This is a genomic window from Streptomyces melanogenes, from assembly GCF_014649795.1.
Classification (GTDB): domain Bacteria; phylum Actinomycetota; class Actinomycetes; order Streptomycetales; family Streptomycetaceae; genus Streptomyces; species Streptomyces noboritoensis.
The window spans coordinates 330,791-348,438 of sequence record NZ_BMTS01000009.1; the positions used below are offsets into that span (position 1 = coordinate 330,791).

General features: G+C 71.8%; 16 protein-coding genes. 6 read left to right on the forward strand and 10 right to left on the reverse strand.

Going from position 1 to position 17,648, the window contains the following annotated elements; all coding sequences use genetic code 11:
* The first annotated feature begins 51 nt into the window (after positions 1–51).
* From IE252_RS21615 to IE252_RS21625, 3 genes are read left to right on the forward strand one after another with little or no spacing between them, the layout of a single operon-like run.
* On the forward strand, positions 52–1,146 hold the full coding sequence (locus IE252_RS21615; protein ID WP_190091068.1) for a thiamine ABC transporter substrate-binding protein: 1,095 nt from the start codon (positions 52–54) through the stop codon (positions 1,144–1,146).
* 53 nt (positions 1,147–1,199) lie between these two features.
* Complete coding sequence (locus IE252_RS21620; RefSeq protein ID WP_190091127.1) at positions 1,200–2,810, forward strand: ABC transporter permease; 1,611 nt, start codon at positions 1,200–1,202, stop codon at positions 2,808–2,810.
* Positions 2,810–3,829 (forward strand): ABC transporter ATP-binding protein, encoded by a 1,020-nt coding sequence (locus IE252_RS21625; protein ID WP_190091069.1) that lies wholly within the window; start codon positions 2,810–2,812, stop codon positions 3,827–3,829. The genes IE252_RS21620 and IE252_RS21625 overlap by 1 nt, the downstream gene beginning before the upstream one ends.
* A 91-nt stretch (positions 3,830–3,920) precedes the next feature.
* Here the strand turns inward: IE252_RS21625 and IE252_RS21630 are convergent, their stop codons facing one another.
* From IE252_RS21630 to IE252_RS21655, 6 genes are all read right to left on the reverse strand, one after another.
* The gene (locus IE252_RS21630) at positions 3,921–4,850 is read right to left on the reverse strand and encodes a DMT family transporter (RefSeq protein ID WP_190091070.1); all 930 of its coding nucleotides are present in this window, start codon (positions 4,848–4,850) and stop codon (positions 3,921–3,923) included.
* 112 nt (positions 4,851–4,962) lie between these two features.
* Positions 4,963–6,084, reverse strand: coding sequence for an LOG family protein (locus IE252_RS21635; RefSeq protein WP_190091071.1), 1,122 nt, complete (start codon positions 6,082–6,084; stop codon positions 4,963–4,965).
* 44 nt (positions 6,085–6,128) lie between these two features.
* On the reverse strand, positions 6,129–7,286 hold the full coding sequence (locus IE252_RS21640) for a hypothetical protein (RefSeq protein WP_190091072.1): 1,158 nt from the start codon (positions 7,284–7,286) through the stop codon (positions 6,129–6,131).
* A complete protein-coding gene (locus IE252_RS21645) occupies positions 7,268–8,002 on the reverse strand; it encodes an ABC transporter ATP-binding protein (protein ID WP_190091073.1) in 735 nt (244 codons plus the stop codon). The genes IE252_RS21640 and IE252_RS21645 overlap by 19 nt, the downstream gene beginning before the upstream one ends.
* Positions 8,003–8,201: 199 nt before the next feature.
* Positions 8,202–9,581 carry an aspartate aminotransferase family protein gene (locus IE252_RS21650; protein ID WP_190091074.1) on the reverse strand — a complete coding sequence of 460 codons (1,380 nt, stop codon included), beginning with the start codon at positions 9,579–9,581 and terminating at the stop codon, positions 8,202–8,204.
* Positions 9,566–10,057: an Lrp/AsnC family transcriptional regulator gene (locus IE252_RS21655; RefSeq protein ID WP_190091075.1), complete on the reverse strand. Its 492-nt coding sequence runs from the start codon at positions 10,055–10,057 to the stop codon at positions 9,566–9,568. The genes IE252_RS21650 and IE252_RS21655 overlap by 16 nt, the downstream gene beginning before the upstream one ends.
* 177 nt (positions 10,058–10,234) lie before the next feature.
* On the opposite strand from IE252_RS21655, the gene IE252_RS21660 reads away from it, so the two are divergent.
* From IE252_RS21660 to IE252_RS21670, 3 genes are all read left to right on the forward strand, one after another.
* Positions 10,235–11,674 carry a gamma-aminobutyraldehyde dehydrogenase gene (locus IE252_RS21660; protein ID WP_190091076.1) on the forward strand — a complete coding sequence of 480 codons (1,440 nt, stop codon included), beginning with the start codon at positions 10,235–10,237 and terminating at the stop codon, positions 11,672–11,674.
* Between the two features lie 175 nt (positions 11,675–11,849).
* The gene (locus IE252_RS21665; protein WP_190091128.1) at positions 11,850–13,022 is read left to right on the forward strand and encodes a polyamine ABC transporter substrate-binding protein; all 1,173 of its coding nucleotides are present in this window, start codon (positions 11,850–11,852) and stop codon (positions 13,020–13,022) included.
* Positions 13,023–13,076: 54 nt separating this feature from the next.
* Complete coding sequence (locus tag IE252_RS21670; protein ID WP_190091077.1) at positions 13,077–13,607, forward strand: hypothetical protein; 531 nt, start codon at positions 13,077–13,079, stop codon at positions 13,605–13,607.
* Between the two features lies 1 nt (position 13,608).
* Here the strand turns inward: IE252_RS21670 and IE252_RS21675 are convergent, their stop codons facing one another.
* The 4 genes from IE252_RS21675 to IE252_RS21690 form a co-directional block, all read right to left on the reverse strand.
* Positions 13,609–14,769 carry a serine hydrolase domain-containing protein gene (locus IE252_RS21675; RefSeq protein ID WP_190091078.1) on the reverse strand — a complete coding sequence of 387 codons (1,161 nt, stop codon included), beginning with the start codon at positions 14,767–14,769 and terminating at the stop codon, positions 13,609–13,611.
* Between the two features lie 130 nt (positions 14,770–14,899).
* Complete coding sequence (locus IE252_RS21680; protein WP_190091079.1) at positions 14,900–15,559, reverse strand: response regulator; 660 nt, start codon at positions 15,557–15,559, stop codon at positions 14,900–14,902.
* A gap of 174 nt (positions 15,560–15,733) precedes the next feature.
* Complete coding sequence (locus IE252_RS21685; protein WP_373298587.1) at positions 15,734–16,954, reverse strand: sensor histidine kinase; 1,221 nt, start codon at positions 16,952–16,954, stop codon at positions 15,734–15,736.
* Positions 16,936–17,640: a glycerophosphodiester phosphodiesterase gene (locus IE252_RS21690; RefSeq protein WP_190091080.1), complete on the reverse strand. Its 705-nt coding sequence runs from the start codon at positions 17,638–17,640 to the stop codon at positions 16,936–16,938. Before IE252_RS21690 ends, IE252_RS21685 begins: the two co-directional genes overlap by 19 nt.
* Positions 17,641–17,648: the final 8 nt, after the last annotated feature.

The following is a 17,648-nucleotide window of genomic DNA, read 5'->3' on the forward strand; positions in this document are numbered from 1 at the left end:
GTCCGGGCAGGGCCGCGTCTCTTCCTGGTCCCACCAGGAGGATCCAGAACCATGCGCAGTACGAAGAAGATGGCGGCCGGCGCACTCGCCGCCGCCCTGGGCGTCAGTACGCTCGCCGCGTGCGGCGGCAAGGACGACACCGCCAAGTCCGACGGCGGCACCAAGTCCAAGACCGTCACGCTGGTCAGCCACGACTCGTTCGCCGCCTCCGACGCGGTGCTCAAGGAGTTCACCGCGCAGACCGGCTACACGGTCAAGGTCCTCAAGAGCGGCGACGCCGGCGCGGCGCTCAACCAGGAGATCCTCACCAAGGGCTCCCCGCGCGGCGACGTGTTCTTCGGCGTCGACAACACCCTGCTCTCGCGCGCCCTCGACCACGGGATCTTCACCCCATACGAGGCGAAGGGCCTCGCGGCCGTCCCCGCGGCCGTCCAGCTCGACAAGGGCCAGCACCGGGTCACCCCGATCGACACCGGCGACATCTGCGTCAACTACGACAAGAAGTACTTCGCCGACAAGAAGCTCAGCCCGCCGAGCTCCTTCACCGACCTGATCAAGCCCGAGTACAAGAACCTGCTGGTCACCGAGAACGCGGCGACCTCCTCGCCCGGCCTCGGCTTCCTCCTCGGCACCGCCGCCCAGTTCGGCGACGACGGGTGGCAGGACTACTGGAAGAAGCTCAAGGACAACGGCGTCAAGGTCGTCGACGGCTGGGAGCAGGCCTACAACCAGGACTTCTCCGGCTCGGCCGGCGGCAAGAAGGCCAAGGGCGACCGCCCGCTGGTCGTCTCCTACGCCTCCAGCCCGCCCGTCGAGGTCCTGTACGCCAAGCCGCAGCCCACCGAGGCCCCCACCGGCGTCGCCACCGGCACCTGCTTCCGCCAGACCGAGTTCGCCGGGCTCCTCAAGGGCGCCAAGAACGAGGCGGGCGGCAAGGCGCTCCTCGACTTCCTGATCTCCAAGAAGTTCCAGGAGGACATGCCCCTCAACATGTTCGTGAACCCGGTGGTCAAGGACGCCAAGCTGCCCGAGCTGTTCACCAAGTTCGGCGCCACCGTCACCGAGACGCACGACGTCGCTCCGGAGAAGATCTCCAAGAACCGTGAGCAGTGGGTCAAGTCGTGGTCCTCGCTCGTGCTGAAGTAAGCCGCACGCCCCGCGCGAAGAAGGTGCGCGAGAGCGCGGTGCGGCTCGGCCTGATGGCCCTGCCGCTCGCGTTCTTCGCGCTCTTCTTCGCCTGGCCCGTGGCCGCGATCGTCGGCCGCGGGCTGCGCGTCGACGGCGTCTGGCACCTCGGCCGGATCGGCGAGGTGATCACCGAGCCGGACATCGGGCACGTCCTGTGGTTCACCACCTGGCAGGCGCTCGCCTCCACCGCGCTCACCCTGCTGATCGCACTGCCCGGCGCCTACGTCTTCGCCCGCTTCGACTTCCCCGGCCGCCATCTGCTGCGGGCCGTGGTCACGGTCCCCTTCGTGCTGCCCACCGTCGTCGTCGGCACCGCGTTCCTCGCGCTGCTCGGCCGGGGCGGGCTCCTCGACGAGCTGTGGGGCGTACGGCTCGACACCACGGTGTGGGCGATCCTGCTCGCGCACGTCTTCTTCAACTACGCCGTCGTCGTACGGACCGTCGGCGGCCTGTGGGCGCAGCTCGACCCGCGCCAGGAAGAGGCCGCCCGGGTCCTCGGTGCCTCCCGGTTCGCGGCCTGGCGCACGGTGACGCTGCCCGCGCTCGGGCCCGCCGTGGCGGCCGCCGCGCTGATGGTCTTCCTCTTCACCTTCACCTCCTTCGGCGTCGTCCAGATCCTCGGCGGCCCCACCTTCTCCACCCTCGAAGTGGAGATCTACCGCCAGACCGCCGAACTCCTCGACCTGCCCACCGCGGCGGTCCTCACCATCGTCCAGTTCGCGGCGGTCGGCGCGGTCCTCGCCGTACACGCCTGGACGGTACGGCGGCGCGAGAGCGCCCTGAAGCTCGTCGACCCCAAGCAGACCGCCCGCCGCCCGCGCGGCGCGGGCCAGTGGACGCTGCTCGCCGGGGTGCTCGCGGTGATCGCCGTACTGATCCTGCTGCCGCTGGGCGTGCTGGTCGCCCGCTCCCTGGACACCCCCGACGGCTACGGCTTCGGCTACTTCCGCTCCCTCCAGTCGGTGGGGGAGGGCGGAACGTTCCTGGTGCCGCCGCTTGAGGCGGTGTGGAACTCGGTGCAGTACGCGCTGGCCGCGACCGGGATCGCGCTGGTCATCGGCGGTCTGGCGGCCGCGGCCCTCACCCGGCGCGGTGGCCGCCTGGTCCGAGGCTTCGACGCGCTCCTGATGCTGCCGCTGGGAGTGTCGGCCGTCACCGTCGGCTTCGGCTTCCTGATCACCCTGGACCGGCCGCCGCTGGACCTGCGCACCTCCTGGATCCTGGTGCCGCTGGCCCAGGCACTGGTGGGGGTGCCGTTCGTCGTACGGACCATGCTTCCCGTACTGCGCGCGGTCGACGGGAGGCTGCGCGAGGCGGCGGCCGTCCTCGGCGCCTCGCCGTTGCGGGTCTGGCGGGAGGTGGACCTGCCGCTGGTGCGGCGGGCGCTGCTGATCGCGGCCGGGTTCGCGTTCGCCGTCTCGCTCGGCGAGTTCGGCGCGACCGTGTTCATCGCCCGCCCCGACCGCCCCACCCTGCCGGTCGCGGTGGCCCGGCTGCTCGGCCGGGCCGGGGACCTCAACTACGGCCAGGCGATGGCGCTCAGCACGATCCTGATGGTCGTGTGCGCGCTGTCCCTGCTCCTCCTCGAACGCGTTCGTACGGACCGGACCGGAGAATTCTGATGCTCAAGCTCGACGGGGTGACGGTCCGGTTCGGCGAGCGGGCCGCGCTCGACGCGGTCGACCTGGAGGTCGCCGAGCACGAGACGGTGTGCGTGCTTGGCCCCAGCGGCAGCGGCAAGTCCACGCTGCTGCGGGTGGTCGCGGGCCTCCAGCCGGTCGATGAGGGGCGGGTGCTGCTCGAAGGCGCCGACCAGGGCGGGGTGCCGGTGCACCGCCGGGGCGTCGGCCTGATGTTCCAGGACCACCAGCTGTTCCCGCAGCGGGACGTGGCCGGGAACGTGTCCTTCGGCCTGCGCATGCGCGGGGTGCCGCGCGCCCGGCAGGCCGAGCGGGTCGAGGAGTTGCTGGAGCTGGTCGGACTGCCGGGAGCGGGGCGGCGGGCCGTCGCGGCGCTCTCCGGCGGCGAGCAGCAGCGCGTCGCCCTCGCCCGCGCGCTGGCGCCGTCGCCCCGGCTGCTGATGCTGGACGAGCCACTGGGGCAGCTGGACCGTACGCTGCGGGAGCGGCTGGTGGTCGAACTGCGCTCCCTGTTCGGCCGGTTGGGTACGACCGTGCTGGCCGTCACGCACGACCAGGGCGAGGCGTTCGCGCTCGCCGACCGGGTCGTGGTGATGCGGGACGGCCGCATCGCGCAGACCGGTACGCCGCTGGAGGTCTGGCAGCGGCCGGCCTCCGAGTTCGTGGCGCGCTTCCTCGGGTTCGAGAACGTGGTGCCGGGTGTGGTGTCGGGGGTGGTGGCTTCCACGGAGTGGGGGGCGGTGCCGGTGCCGTCGGGGTCGGCGCAGGGGGCTGTGCGTCTGCTCATCCGTCCGGCGGGGGTTCGGTTGCTCCCCGCCGGGGAGGGGCTGCCTTGCGAGGTCGTGTCCCGCACGTTCCGGGGGAACCATGTGGCGCTGCGGCTTCGGCCCCGTTCCGGGCCTGTTTTGGAGGCGGAGTGTGGGGTGCGGGATGCGGCGGGGGTGGGGGAGATGGTGGGGGTGGGGTTTGTGGGGGCGGAGGTAGTGGTTCTGGCGGGTTGAGCCCCCACCCCGCCCCTTCCCGAAAGCCCTCTGGCGGGCGGCCTGGTTCTTCGGCTGCGCGACCAGCCACCTACCGGCCCGCAGACGAACCTCACCCCCGGAGGGTTTCGGGAAGGGGTGGGGTGGGGGAAACCTCCCCGTCAGCGGCGACGGGCGCCGCCTCCGGCTCGGACCCGTACCACGCCACCCCCACCGCCCCCGCCACCGCGAGCACGAAGCCAAGACCCGCCATCCACCCCAGCCCCGCCCGCGACGCGTCGCCCAGCCACAGGACGCCGATCGCGCCCGGCAGGACCGTCTCGCCGACCACCAGCGCCGCCGTCGCCCCGTTGACCGAGCCGATCTGCAGCGCCACCGTGTGCAGGTACATCCCGCCGACCCCGGCCACCACGATCGCGTACAGCGCGGGGTCCGCGAGCAGACGGCCGAGGTCGAAGGGGTCCACGCCGTTCAGGACGCGCACGCCGACCCCCAGCGCGCCGAAGCCCAGGCCCGACAGCAGGCCCGCCAGGATCGCGGCGCGGGCGCCCAGCAGCCGTACCGCCACCGCGCCGCCCGCCATCAGCAGCACCGACACCACCAGCAGCCACCAGTGCGTGGCCAGGGACGTGTCCCCGCTGCCCTCCGCGCCCGCCGCCGTCGCGAGCAGCACCAGGGCCGAGCAGACCACCGCGATCGAGCCCCACTCGGCGCGGCTCAGCCGGATGCCGAGGAGCTTGACGCTCAGGACCGCCGTGATCACCAGGTTGGCGCTGATCACCGTCTGGGAGAGGAAGAGGGGGAGCAGACGGGCGGCCAGCGCGCCCAGGCCGAAGCCCACGAAGTCCAGGACCGTGCCCACCATGAACTCCCACGTCAGCGCCGCCTTCGCGGTCGACGACAGGCTCGGGCCGCCGTGCTGGGTGCGGGCCGTCGCGGCCGCCTCGCGGCGCGCGGACTTGCGGGATCCGACGGCTTGCAGGACCGAGCCCGTGCCGTAGCAGATCGAGGCCGCGATCGCGGTGAGTAGGCCGAGCAGCACCAAGAGCTCCGTTTCGAGGGATCAGACGTCAAGCGGGAGCACGATTCCGCTCCTCAGCAGCAGACGTGCTCCGGCCGCCTCGCGTTGCCTGGTGTGATCTACGCGTCTTCGCTCACGCCGAAAGGCGCGCCAGCTCCGCCGCCGCCTCGTCCACCGAGTCCACCAGCGCGATCCGCGCCGCCATCGGGCGGCCCTGCGCCAGCGACTGGAGCAGCGGCCACGCGGGCAGCCGCTCGGTCCAGTGCGCGCGGTCGACCAGCACCATCGGCGTGGGCTCGCCGCGCGACCCGTAGTAGTTCGGGGTCGCGTTGTCGAAGATCTCCTGTACGGTCCCGGCCGCGCCCGGCAGGAACACCACGCCCGCGTTGGAGCGGGCCAGCAGGCCGTCCTCGCGGGTCGCGTTGGCGAAGTACTTGGCGATGTGGCTGGCGAACGCGTTCGGCGGCTCGTGGCCGTAGAACCAGGTGGGGATGCCGACCGACACACCGCCCCGCGGGTGGCGTCCGCGTACCTCGAAGGCCGCCCGCGCCCAGTCCGAGACGGACGGCGCGAACGACGGCGCCTTGGCGAGCAGTTCCAGCGCCTCGCCGAGCACGGCGTCCGCGAACGGCGCCGTGTACGCGCCCAGGTTCGCGGCCTCCATCGCGCCCGGCCCGCCGCCGGTGGCGACGGTGAACCCGGACCGGGCCAGGGTGCGCCCCAGCCGGGCCGCCCCGGCGTACTCCTCGCTGCCCCGGCCCATCGCGTGCCCGCCCATCACGCCCACGACCCGCGTCCCGGCCAGGAACTCGTCGAGCGCGTCCGAGACCGAGTCGTCGTGGATCGAGCGGAGCATCGACGCGAAGACGTCGCCGTCCGACTTGGTGCGCTGGAACCAGGCGTACGAGCGGGCGTCGGGCGTGCGCTCGTAGCCCGCGTCGAGGTCCTCGAACAGCTCGTCGGGGGTGTAGAGCAGCCCCCGGTAGGGGTCGAAGGGCAGATCGGGGACGGGCGGGAAGACCAGGGCCCCGTCGGCGCGCACCTTGGCGGTGGCGTCCGGCTCCATCCGGCAGCCGAGGAAGACGGCGCCCGCGGTGTCGACGGACAGCAGCGCGAACGTACGGTCCGTCAGGTCGAGGGACTGCAGGCGGTATCCGACCAGCGTCCCGCCCGCGACGACCTCGTCGAACTCGGCTACGGACTCGATCTCCCGGTCCTGCGCGCTCTCCACCCGCTGAAAGTCTTCACTGGCCATCCGGCCACGATAGTCGTACGGGGTCCAGCAGCCGGGGCCCGGGCTCAGCCCGTCAGCGGCAGTGCCGCCAGCTCGGCGATGCCCCAGGTCACCGGGCCGAACAGGGCCAGGAGCGCCGCCGCGCGCAGGGCGGCCGAGGCGCGCAGCAGCTTGGCCGGGGCGCCCAGGCGCAGCAGCGCCGCCGTCGTCTCGCCCCGGGCGTGCTTGGACTCCAGGGCCGCCGTCAGCAGCGTCGCCACCGAGCACCCCGTCACCAGCGCCGCGCCCAGGCCCGTGAGCGGCCCGAAGGGGTGCGGGCCCGCCTCGTCGCCGTACAGCGTGGCGGCCGCGATCGTGGCCGAGGCCACCGCGCACACCACGCCCAGCGGGCGCCCGATGCGGCGGGCCTCTTCCATCAGGACGCGCCCCGCCAGCAGCCGGGCCGCCCCGGGCCGCGCGGTCTGGAGCAGCCGCCCGCACAGATGCGTCAGGGCCGGGCCCGCGACCGCCAGGCCCAGCGCGGTGAGCACCCAGCCCGCCAGCACCCCGGCGGGGCTGCTGTCGGGGTGGCCCGGCATGGGGATCGCGGAGCCCGGGGTGCCCCGGCTCGCGAACGTCTCCATCGCCAGGCCCGCCGTGATCAGGGTGATCCCCCAGGGCAGGCCCGCCGGGACGGACGCCGGGGGCCGCTCCGCGCCGGTCGGCCGGGGCCGGGGCTGCTCCTTGCGCGGGCGCAGGGCGAGCCCGGCCGCCGCCGACGCGGTCAGCGGCAGCACCGAGAGCAGGGTGAGGGCGGCGGCCAGCGGCAGCGGCCGGTCGGCGGCGAGCAGTCCGGCCGCCGCCCCGTCGAAGGGCAGTCCGGTGATGTCGCCGCGCAGATGGAGGTAGACGAGCAGGGCGACCGTCGAGCCGAGCGTGCAGGCCACCGCCGTCGACGCCGCCGCGATCGCGGTGAGCCGTCCGGGGCCCAGGCCCACCGCCGAGAGTCCGGGGCGGGGGCGGGTGCTCGGGTCCGTACGGGCCACGGCGACCGCGAAGTGGACGGTCGCGGCGAGCGGCACCGCGCACCACACCAGCCGCAGCACAGAACCGCCGGGGTGCGCGACCGCGTGGCCCAGGGTGCACAGGAGCAGGAAGCCGACCCCCGCCGAGGCCGCGGCCACCAGCAGGCGGCGCAGCAGGACCAGCGGGTGGGTGCCGCGGGCTAGACGGAGAGCGAGCACGCGGCGCGGCCCTCCGCGTCGGGGGCGCCCTGCCCGCCCGCGTTGACCCGGCGCCCGTCCAGCAGCCACACCGTGCGGTCGGCGAGCGCCGCGACCTCCGCGTCATGGGTGGCCAGGACCGTGGTGATGGCGTGCGAGCGGGCCGCGGCCGTCAGGGTGCGCAGCACCTGGGCGCGGTCGGCGCGGTGCAGGGTCGCGGTCGGCTCGTCGGCGAAGAGCACCGCGGGGGAGGTGACCAGGGCGCGGGCGATCGCCACCCGCTGGCGCTGCGCGGTGAGCAGGGCGTGCGGGCGGCGGCGGGCGCAGGCGCCGATGTCGAGCCGCTCCAGCCACTCCAGGGCGGCCTTCTTGGCGGTGCGGTGCGCGATGCCGCGCAGCAGCAGCGGCAGCGCCGCGTTCTCCCAGGCGTTGAGCTCGGGCACCAGGGTCGGCTCCGGGTCGATCCAGCCGAACCGGTCGCGGCGCAGCCGCTCGCGGGAGAGCGCTCCCATGGTGTGGACGGGGGCGCTGTTGAACCACACTTCGCCCTGGTCGGGCACCAGCTGGCCGGACAGACAGCGCAGCAGGGTCGTCTTGCCGCTGCCGCGCGGGCCGCCGACGGCCAGGATCTCGCCCTCGCGGATCCCGAGGGAGACCCCCGTCAGGGCGGGCGAGCCGCCGTGGGAGTGGTGCAGGGAACGTCCCCAGAGCACATCGTTGTCCGGCGGGGCCACCATGGCGTACACCTCGGTTCAGATCAGATTTCCTACTCCCCCGTACGGGGGAACGAAGGCAGGGCCGATCGGTCACTGGGCACCGTAGGGACTGATGCGCGCCGGTCCCGACAGCACGCGGCCCGGTGGCGCCCATCTCACTCGGATGGGCGCCACCGGGCCGGTGCGTTCAGACGAATCGCGGGGGACGGTCCGGGGACGGCTAGAGCTTCGTCCAGGCCTCCGTCAGGACCTCGCGCAGGATGCCCTCGATCTCGTCGAAGGTCCCCTGGTCGGAGATGAGCGGCGGGGCCAGCTGGACCACCGGGTCGCCCCGGTCGTCGGCGCGGCAGTACAGGCCGTTGTCGTACAGCGCCTTGGAGAGGAAGCCGTACAGGACGCGCTCGGTCTCCTCGTCGTTGAAGGACTCCTTGGTGGCCTTGTCCTTGACGAGCTCGATGCCGTAGAAGAAGCCGTTGCCGCGGACGTCGCCGACGATCGGCAGGTCGTGCAGCTTCTTGAGGGTGTCGAAGAAGGCGCCCTCGTTGTCGAGCACGTGCTGGTTGAGGCCCTCGCGCTCGAAGATGTCGAGGTTGGCCAGGCCCACGGCCGCGGAGACCGGGTGGCCGCCGAAGGTGTAGCCGTGCAGGAAGGTGTTGTCGCCCTTGTAGAACGGCTCCGCCAGCTTGTCGGAGATGATGCAGGCGCCGATCGGGGAGTAGCCCGAGGTCATGCCCTTGGCGCAGGTGATCATGTCCGGTACGTAGTCGAACTTGTCGCAGGCGAACATCGTGCCCAGCCGGCCGAAGGCGCAGATGACCTCGTCGGAGACGAGCAGCACGTCGTACTTGTCGCAGATCTCGCGCACGCGCTGGAAGTAGCCGGGCGGCGGCGGGAAGCAGCCGCCCGCGTTCTGCACGGGCTCCAGGAAGACCGCGGCGACCGTGTCGGGGCCCTCGAAGAGGATCTCCTGCTCGATCTGGTCGGCGGCCCAGCGGCCGAAGGCCACCGGGTCGTCGCCGTGGATCGGGGCGCGGTAGATGTTGGTGTTCGGCACCTTGTGCGCGCCGGGGACCAGCGGCTCGAAGGGGGCCTTCAGGGCGGGCAGACCGGTGATGGACAGGGCGCCCTGCGGGGTGCCGTGGTAGGCGACCGCGCGCGAGATGACCTTGTACTTCGTGTGGTTGCCGGTGAGCTTGTGGTACTGCTTCGCCAGCTTCCAGGCGGTCTCGACGGCCTCGCCGCCGCCGGTGGTGAAGAAGACCTTGTTGAGGTCGCCCGGGGCGTAGTTCGCCAGGCGCTCGGCGAGCTCCACGGCCTTGGGGTGGGCGTAGGACCACACCGGGAAGAAGGCCAGCTCCTGCGCCTGCTTGTAGGCGGTCTCGGCGAGCTCGTGGCGGCCGTGGCCGGCGTTGACGACGAACAGGCCGGAGAGACCGTCGAGGTACTTCTTGCCCTTGTCGTCGTAGATGTAGGTGCCCTCGCCCCGCACGATGGTGGGAACGGGCGCGTTCTCGTACGACGACATGCGGGTGAAGTGCATCCACAGGTGGTCGTAGGCGGTCTGGCTCAGGTCCTTGCTCACGGCTATCGGGTTCCCCACATATAGGTCTGCTTCTTCAACTTGAGGTAGACGAAGCTCTCGGTGGAGCGCACGCCGGGGAGGGCGCGGATCCGCTTGTTGATGACGTCCAGCAGGTGGTCGTCGTCCTCGCAGACGACCTCCACCATCAGGTCGAAGGAGCCCGCGGTCATCACCACGTACTCGCACTCGGCCATGGCCGTGAGCGCCTCCGCGACCGGGTCGAGGTCGCCCTCGACATTGATGCCGACCATCGCCTGGCGCCGGAACCCCACGGTGAGGGGGTCGGTGACGGCGACGATCTGCATCACGCCCTGGTCCAGCAGCTTCTGCACGCGCTGCCGCACGGCCGCCTCGGACAGGCCCACGGCCTTGCCGATCGCTGCGTACGGGCGGCGCCCGTCTTCCTGGAGCTGCTCGATGATCGCCAGGGACACGGCATCGATCGACGGGGACGATCCGTTTCCGGTCCTGGGGTCTGCGCTTCGACTGGCCACGGAGCCACTGTGCACCCGACTCGTCTGTCCCGCAACCCCAAAGCGATGAAATTCGTTGTTCCGTGACCTCGGAAGCACTGAATCCGAAGTTACCGGGCGGCGGGTCTGTCGAAAGCGACACTTCACCGACTAAGGTGGGCGTCTCACCCATCGGACACCGAACCGGAGGCCAGCGAAGTGACCACCGAACTGCGTCGTTTGCGCAACTACATCGACGGAGAGTTCCGCGATGCTGCCGACGGGCGGACCATCGAGGTGGTCAACCCGGCCACGGGCGAGGCGTACGCCACCTCGCCGCTCTCCGGCCAGGCGGACGTCGACGCCGCCATGGCCGCCGCCGCCGCGGCCTTCCCGGCCTGGCGCGACACCACCCCGGCCGAGCGCCAGAGGGTCCTGCTGAAGATCGCGGACGCCTTCGAGGAGCGCGCCGAGGAGCTGATCGCGGCCGAGTCGGAGAACACCGGCAAGCCGCTCGCGCTCACCGCCAGCGAAGAGATCCCGCCGATGGTGGACCAGATCCGCTTCTTCGCCGGCGCCGCCCGGCTGCTCGAAGGCCGCTCGGCCGGCGAGTACATGGAGGGCATGACCTCGATCGTCCGCCGCGAGCCGGTGGGCGTCTGCGCGCAGGTCGCGCCGTGGAACTACCCGATGATGATGGCCGTGTGGAAGTTCGCCCCGGCGCTCGCCGCGGGCAACACGGTCGTCCTCAAGCCCTCGGACACCACCCCCGCCTCCACCGTACTGATCGCCGAGATCATCGGCGCGATCGTCCCCAAGGGCGTCTTCAACGTCATCTGCGGCGACCGCGACACCGGCCGCGCGATGGTCGAGCACCCCACCCCCGCGATGGCCTCCATCACCGGTTCCGTACGGGCCGGCATGCAGGTCGCCGAGTCGGCGGCCAAGGACGTCAAGCGCGTCCACCTAGAGCTCGGCGGCAAGGCCCCGGTCGTCGTCTTCGAGGACGCCGACATCGCCAAGGCCGTCGAGGACATCGCGGTCGCGGGCTACTTCAACGCGGGCCAGGACTGTACGGCCGCGACCCGCGTGCTCGTCCACGAGTCCATCCACGACGAGTTCGTGACCGCGCTCGCCAAGGCCGCCGCCGACACCAAGACCGGCCAGCCGGACGACGAGGACGTGCTGTACGGCCCGCTCAACAACGCCAACCAGCTCAAGCAGGTCACCGGCTTCATCGACCGCCTCCCGGCGCACGCCAAGGTCGAGGCGGGCGGCCACCGGGTCGGCGACAAGGGCTACTTCTACGCCCCGACCGTCGTCTCCGGCCTCAAGCAGGACGACGAGATCATCCAGAACGAGGTCTTCGGCCCGGTCATCACCGTCCAGTCGTTCACGGACGAGAAGCAGGCCCTGGAGTACGCCAACGGCGTCGAGTACGCCCTGGCCTCCTCGGTCTGGACGAAGGACCACGCCCGCGCGATGCGCATGTCCAAGTACCTGGACTTCGGCTGCGTCTGGATCAACACGCACATCCCGCTGGTCGCGGAGATGCCGCACGGCGGCTTCAAGAAGTCCGGCTACGGCAAGGACCTCTCGGCGTACGGCTTCGAGGACTACACCCGCATCAAGCACGTGATGACGTCGTACGAGGGCTGACTCCCCTCGTAGGGACGGGACGTGTGGTGCGGCACCGGACGGGGTGCCGCACCACACGTGTGTCCGGGGCCTGATCGGTCGACAGGTTGTCGGGCCTGCGGGGTCGGGCTGTACGCAGCGTCCATTGCCCCGTACACCGGCGCCCCGGCATCCTTCGGGGGTGCGAGCGACCCCCATGAACCCCCTCTCCCGCCGCCACCTGCTGCGCGCGCTCGGCGGCGGGGCCGCCGCGGCCGCGCTGGCGGGCTGCGGAGTGCCCGCGGCGTACGTCGGACCCGGCGACCGCGCGGCGCGCGACCGCTCGGCCGCCGACCACCGGCTCACCTTCGCCAACTGGCCGCTGTACATCGACACCGACGAGGACGACAAGTCGAAGCGGCCCACCCTCGACGCGTTCACCAAGAGCACCGGGATCTCCGTCACCTACACCGAGGAGATCAACGACAACGACGAGTTCTTCGGGAAGATCAGCCCGGCCCTGATGAACCATCAGGCCACCGGCCGGGACATCGTCGTCGTCAGCGACTGGATGGCGGCCCGGTTCGTACGGCTCGGCTGGGTGCAGGAGATGGAGCGCGCCCGCCAGCCCAACGTCGCCAAGAACCTGGACCCGCAGCTCACCACGCCCGCCTTCGACGAGGGGCGGCTGCACAGCGTGCCCTGGCAGTCCGGGATCACCGGCATCGCGTACAACAAGAAGCGGCTCGGCCGCGAGATCAAGCACACCGGTGACCTGTGGGACCCGCGGCTCGCGGGCAAGGTGACGCTGCTGTCCGGGCTCGACGAGTCGTTCGCGCTGCTGATGCAGGGCGACGGCGTCGACGTGACGCGGTGGACGGCCGACGACTTCCACCGGATGTGCGACAAGGTCGAGAAGCAGGTCCACAAGAAGCAGATACGCCGCTTCACCGGCAACGACTACATCAAGGACCTCTCCACCGGCGACGTGCTGGCCTGCCAGGCGTACTCGGGCGATGTGATCCAGCTCCAGGCGGACAACCCCGACATCGAGTTCGTGGTGCCCGAGGAGGGCGCCGAGCTGTGGGCCGAGTCGATGATGATCCCCAACCTGGCCCGCCACAAGGCCAACGCCGAGGCGCTGATCGACTACTACTACGACCCGCACGTGGCGGCGGAGCTCGCGGTCTGGGTCAACTACGTCTGCCCGGTCCCGGCCGCCCGCGAGGTCCTCGCGGCCTCCAAGGACAAGGACCGCGCGGAACTGGCCGAGGACCCCCTGGTCTTCCCGGACGCCGAGATGCGCCAACGCCTCGCGATCGCCCGGGACATCACGTCGGAGGAACGGCTGGAGTTCGCTAAGAGGTGGAACGCGATCGTGGGGCTCTAGAAGGAGCCCCGAGGCTGGTTTGAACACGTTCAAATCGCGGCGTAGGCTGCGGTCATGAGCGAGCGAAGAGCTGCCCTCGTGCGGCGCATACGCCTGTGGCTTGTCGTCTTCATCGTCTGCCTCGTGCTGAGCGGACTGACCGCGTTCCCGCTGGTGCACGAACTGCACTGGACGCAGAGCCTGCTGCGGTCCACCCCGGCGGGGGACTGGTTCCCGGGCCTGACGGGGTGGATCGACCGGGTGCGCGAGGGGCTCGACGCGACGGACGAGAAGTACCCCTTCGTCCTCTACGGAACGGACTGGCTGGCGTTCGCGCACCTCGTCATCGCCGTCGCGTTCTACGGGCCCTACCGCGATCCGGTGCGCAACATCTGGGTGATCGAGTTCGGGATGATCGCCTGCGCCGGGATCATCCCGCTGGCCCTGATCTGCGGGCCGGTGCGCGGCATCCCCTTCTGGTGGTCGGTGATCGACATGTCCTTCGGCGTGTTCGGGGTGATCCCGCTGTACGTCGTACGCCGGAAGATCAAGGAGCTGGAGGCGCTCACGGCGCCGGCCCCCGCGGGGGCACCAGCGGCCGTGTGAGTCAGTGGTGGGTCGGGGGGCCGAAGGTGGTGGCGACGATCGTCAGGGCTGTCGGGTTCATGTCCTTGCCCTTGGCGTCCGTCGAGTTGACGCTGTACACGAGGGTCCGGGACAGGTCCGGGGTCGCGGCGATCACCGCGTTGTAGCCCCAGCGTCCGCCCGTCTTGCCCCACACCTGGCGGCCGCCGAGCTCCATGGTCTCCAGGCCCGCGCTGTACGCGGAGGGCTCGTCGGTCCCGTACAGGTGCACGTTCGGGCCGGGGGTGGTGAACATTTCCTTGAGGAGGGGGCCGCGCACGACCTCTCCCCGGAACAGGGACCGGAGGAACGTCTCCAGGTCGGCGGTGGTCGAGATCAGGTCCCCTGCGGCGAAGGCCTCGGTGGCGCCCCAGACCGTCACATCGCGCAGTTCCTTGGTTCCGTCGGCCTTCACGAACTCCTGGTAGCCGTGGTTGTGGGGGCCGTGGATGGTGGGGTCGGCGCCGGGGAAGTAGCTGTCGCGGAGACCCAGCGGCTTGAGGATACGGCGCTGGACCTGGTGGGCGTACGAGTCGTGGGTGACCTTCTCGATCAGCAGACCGGCGACGGTGTAGCCGATGTTGTCGTACCTCTGCTGGGTCCCGGGCTTGAACAGCCGCTTCTGGGAGGTGGCCTGACGGACCATCGCGGCGGGGTCGTGCCGGTCGAAGCGGTGCGCGTACCAGGCGTCGAGGGTGTCGCCGCTGCCGCTGTCGTACGACGGGATGCCGCTGGTGTGGTTCAGCAACTGGCGTACGGTGACGTGCTTGTACGAGGCCGGTATCAGCTCGGGCAGATAGGCGCGGACGGGCCGGTCGAGGTCCACCTTGCCCTCGCCCGCGAGCTGGAGCACGACGGCGGCGGTGAACACCTTGGTGACGGAGCCGACGCGGAAACGGGCGCGGGGGTCGGCGGGGTTCTGGGTCTTGAGGTCGTGGACCCCGCCGCTGCCGGTGAAGGTGCCCTGGGTGCCGCCGACGCGGACGAGGGCGGCGGTGGCGTTGCCGTTGGGGAGCTGGGCGAGCAGGGCGGGCAGGCCCGGCTGGGCGGTGGTGGAGTGCGGGGCGGGCGGCGCGGCGACGGCGGGGGTGGCGGCGCCGCCGAGCGCGAGGACGAGGGCGGTGGCGACGAGGGTGGTACGCATGGGGTGCTACTCCGTCAGCAGAGGGTCGGGGTCGATGACCCAATCCTGCTGATCTTCGGCGCCCGGGGGATCGCCGGAGCGAGCGATTGAGGGGGCCGGGTTTCCTCCCCCGCGCGGGGGAGTCGAGGAGTCAGCCGTTCACCGCGATGAGCCCCGTCTCGTACGCGCAGATCACCGCCTGGATACGGTCCCGGAGCCCCAACTTCGCCAGAACATGCCCGACATGGGTCTTCACCGTGTGCTCGGAGACGGTGAGCTCGGCCGCGATCTCGGCGTTGGAGAGGCCTCGGCCGAGCAGGAGCAGCGTCTCGCGTTCGCGCGCGGTCAGCACGTCCAGGCGCCCGGACGGGGGCGCGGGCGCGGCCGGCGGCCGGGAGGTGTACTCCGCGATCAGCCGCCGCGCCACGGACGGCGCCACCAGGGACTCGCCGGCCGCGACGACGCGTACGGCGTGGACGAGGTCGTCCCGGCGTACGTCCTTGAGCAGGAAGCCGCTGGCTCCGGCGTGCAGGGCGTCGAACACGTATGCGCCGGAGTCGAAGGTCGTGAGCATTACGGTGCGGCAGGTGGATTCTGTGGTGATGGTGCGGCAGGCGGTTATGCCGTCTGTGACGGGCATGCGGATGTCCAGGAGGGCTACGTCGGGGTGGAGGCGTCGTACGGCTTCTACGGCCGCTTCGCCGTTGGCCGCCTCTGCGACGACCTCGATGTCGGGCTGTGCGTCGAGGATCATGGCGAATCCGCTGCGCACGAGTTCTTGGTCGTCGGCGACGACGACGTGGATGGTCATGGTGTGTCCCCCTCGTGGGGAGGGTACTTGGGGCTGCGCCCGGGTTGGTTCCCCACCCCGCCCCTTCCCGAAAGCCCTGGGCGGGCGGCCGGGTGCTTCGGCTGCGGACCGTCCCCAACTGATCGCGCAGTTCCCCGCGCCCCTGAAGATGCCGCTCCGCGGCAATCCCCGCTTTTAGGGGCGCGGGGAACTGCGCGACCAGCCATCCACGGTCCGCAGGCGAACGGGCAGGGTTGCTTGGAGTTCGTAGCCGGGGGTGTTGGCTCGTGGGCCCGAGCTTGTCGAGCCTCCGTGTGCCGCCGCCCGTTCCGCGACGCCGATCAGGCCGTGGCCCGTGCCGGGGCCGGGGACCGTGCTCGGGCCGCGGCCGTCGTCCGTCACCGACACCGTCACCTCGCCCCGCCCGTACGCCAGCCGCACCCACACCCGCCCAGCCCCCGCGTGCTTCACCGCGTTCGTGACCCCCTCCTGCACGATCCGGTACACCGTCGCCTCCAGATCCAGCGGCAGCGGACGAGCCGCGCCCGTACTCTCGTACGAGATGCGCGGGCCGCCCACCGAGGACCGCGCGATCAGGTCGGGGAGCGCGGCCAGCCCCGGCTGCGGGCTGCGCGGGGAGTCGGCCGACGGGGCGTCACGCAGCACCCCCAGCATCCGCCGCAGCTGCACCATCGCGTCCCGCCCCGTCGAGGAGATCGCCTCGAACGCCGCCTCCGCCCGCTCCGGCGCGGCCCGCACCGCCACCGGGCCCGCCTCCGCCTGGACCACCATGATGCTCACCGCGTGCGACAGGATGTCGTGCATCTCCCGTGCGATCCGGGCGCGTTCGCGCGCCGCTGCCTGCTCCGCCTCGATCCGGTTGGCCCGTTCCAGCTGCGCCGCGCGGTCCTCGACGGCGGCAGTGTACGCCTGCCGGGTGTGCGTGAGCCGCCCCAGCGCGTACGCCGCGCCGAAGACGAAGAAGCTGAACAGCAGCTCCTTGGTGTCCCCGGTGTTCAGGGCCACGGACGGGAAGACCAGGACCCCGATCAGCGTCGCCACCGACAGGCGCTGGCGCGCCGGCGACAGCGCCGCCACCGTGTACAGCGCGATCAGGCCCGGATACGGGAGCGGCTGCCCCGGACCGTCCAGCGTCAGCTTGTACACCGCGCCCGCCGCCAGCGTCGCCAGCACCACCGCGACCGGGGCCCGGCGCCGCCACACCAGCGGCAGCACCGCCAGCGAGGTCAGCCCGTAGTCCGCCCAGGTCGCGGCGCGCAGCCCGGCCGGGCGGTCCGCCACGAACGGGATCGTCATCGCCGCCTGCACGAGCAGCGCGAGCCCGATGTCGACGGCCCACGGGTTCGCCCCGCGCAGCCACGTCGCCGGGCGACCCCTCAGCCGTCCCGCGTCCAATCCGTACCCCCCGCCAGGACCGCGCGCAGCGCGTCCACCCGATTCGTGGTGACCGCGTCCACGCCCTGCGCGAGCAGCCGCCGCATGGTCCGCTTGGTGTCCGCGGTCCACACGGACACGAGCATCCCGTCGCGGTGGATCCGCCCGGCCAGCTCCGTACTCATCAGCCCGAAGCGGTAGTTGAGCCAGCGCGGCTTGACCGCCGCGATCAGCTCGGGGCGCGGCGGCGCCAGCGTCGTCCACGTCAGGGCGATCTCGGCGGACGGGTCGGCGGCGCGGACCTTCAGCATGGCGGCGGCGCCCGCGCAGTAGTACACGCGGTCGCCCGCCCCGCACTCCTGCACCGTGCCCACGACCGCCCGCACCGCCGCCTCCGTCGCACCGGGCAGATCGATCATCACCCGGTGCGCGCCCGCCGCCATCAGAGCCGCGCGCAGGGTCGGGACGCCGGAGCGGGTCAGCTCGCGGACGTCCTCGTACACCAGCGAGGACAGCGGGCGGTCGTGGCCCCACAGCCGCTCCAGCGTCTCGTCGTGGAGCAGGACGGGGACGCCGTCGCGGGTGAGCCGTACATCGATCTCGACCGCGTCCGCGCCCCGCTCCAGCGCCGAGTGGATCGACGGGAGCGTGTTCTCGCGGACGCGGTACGGGTCGCCGCGGTGGGCCACGGCAGTCACGGTGCGCATGGGCCCAT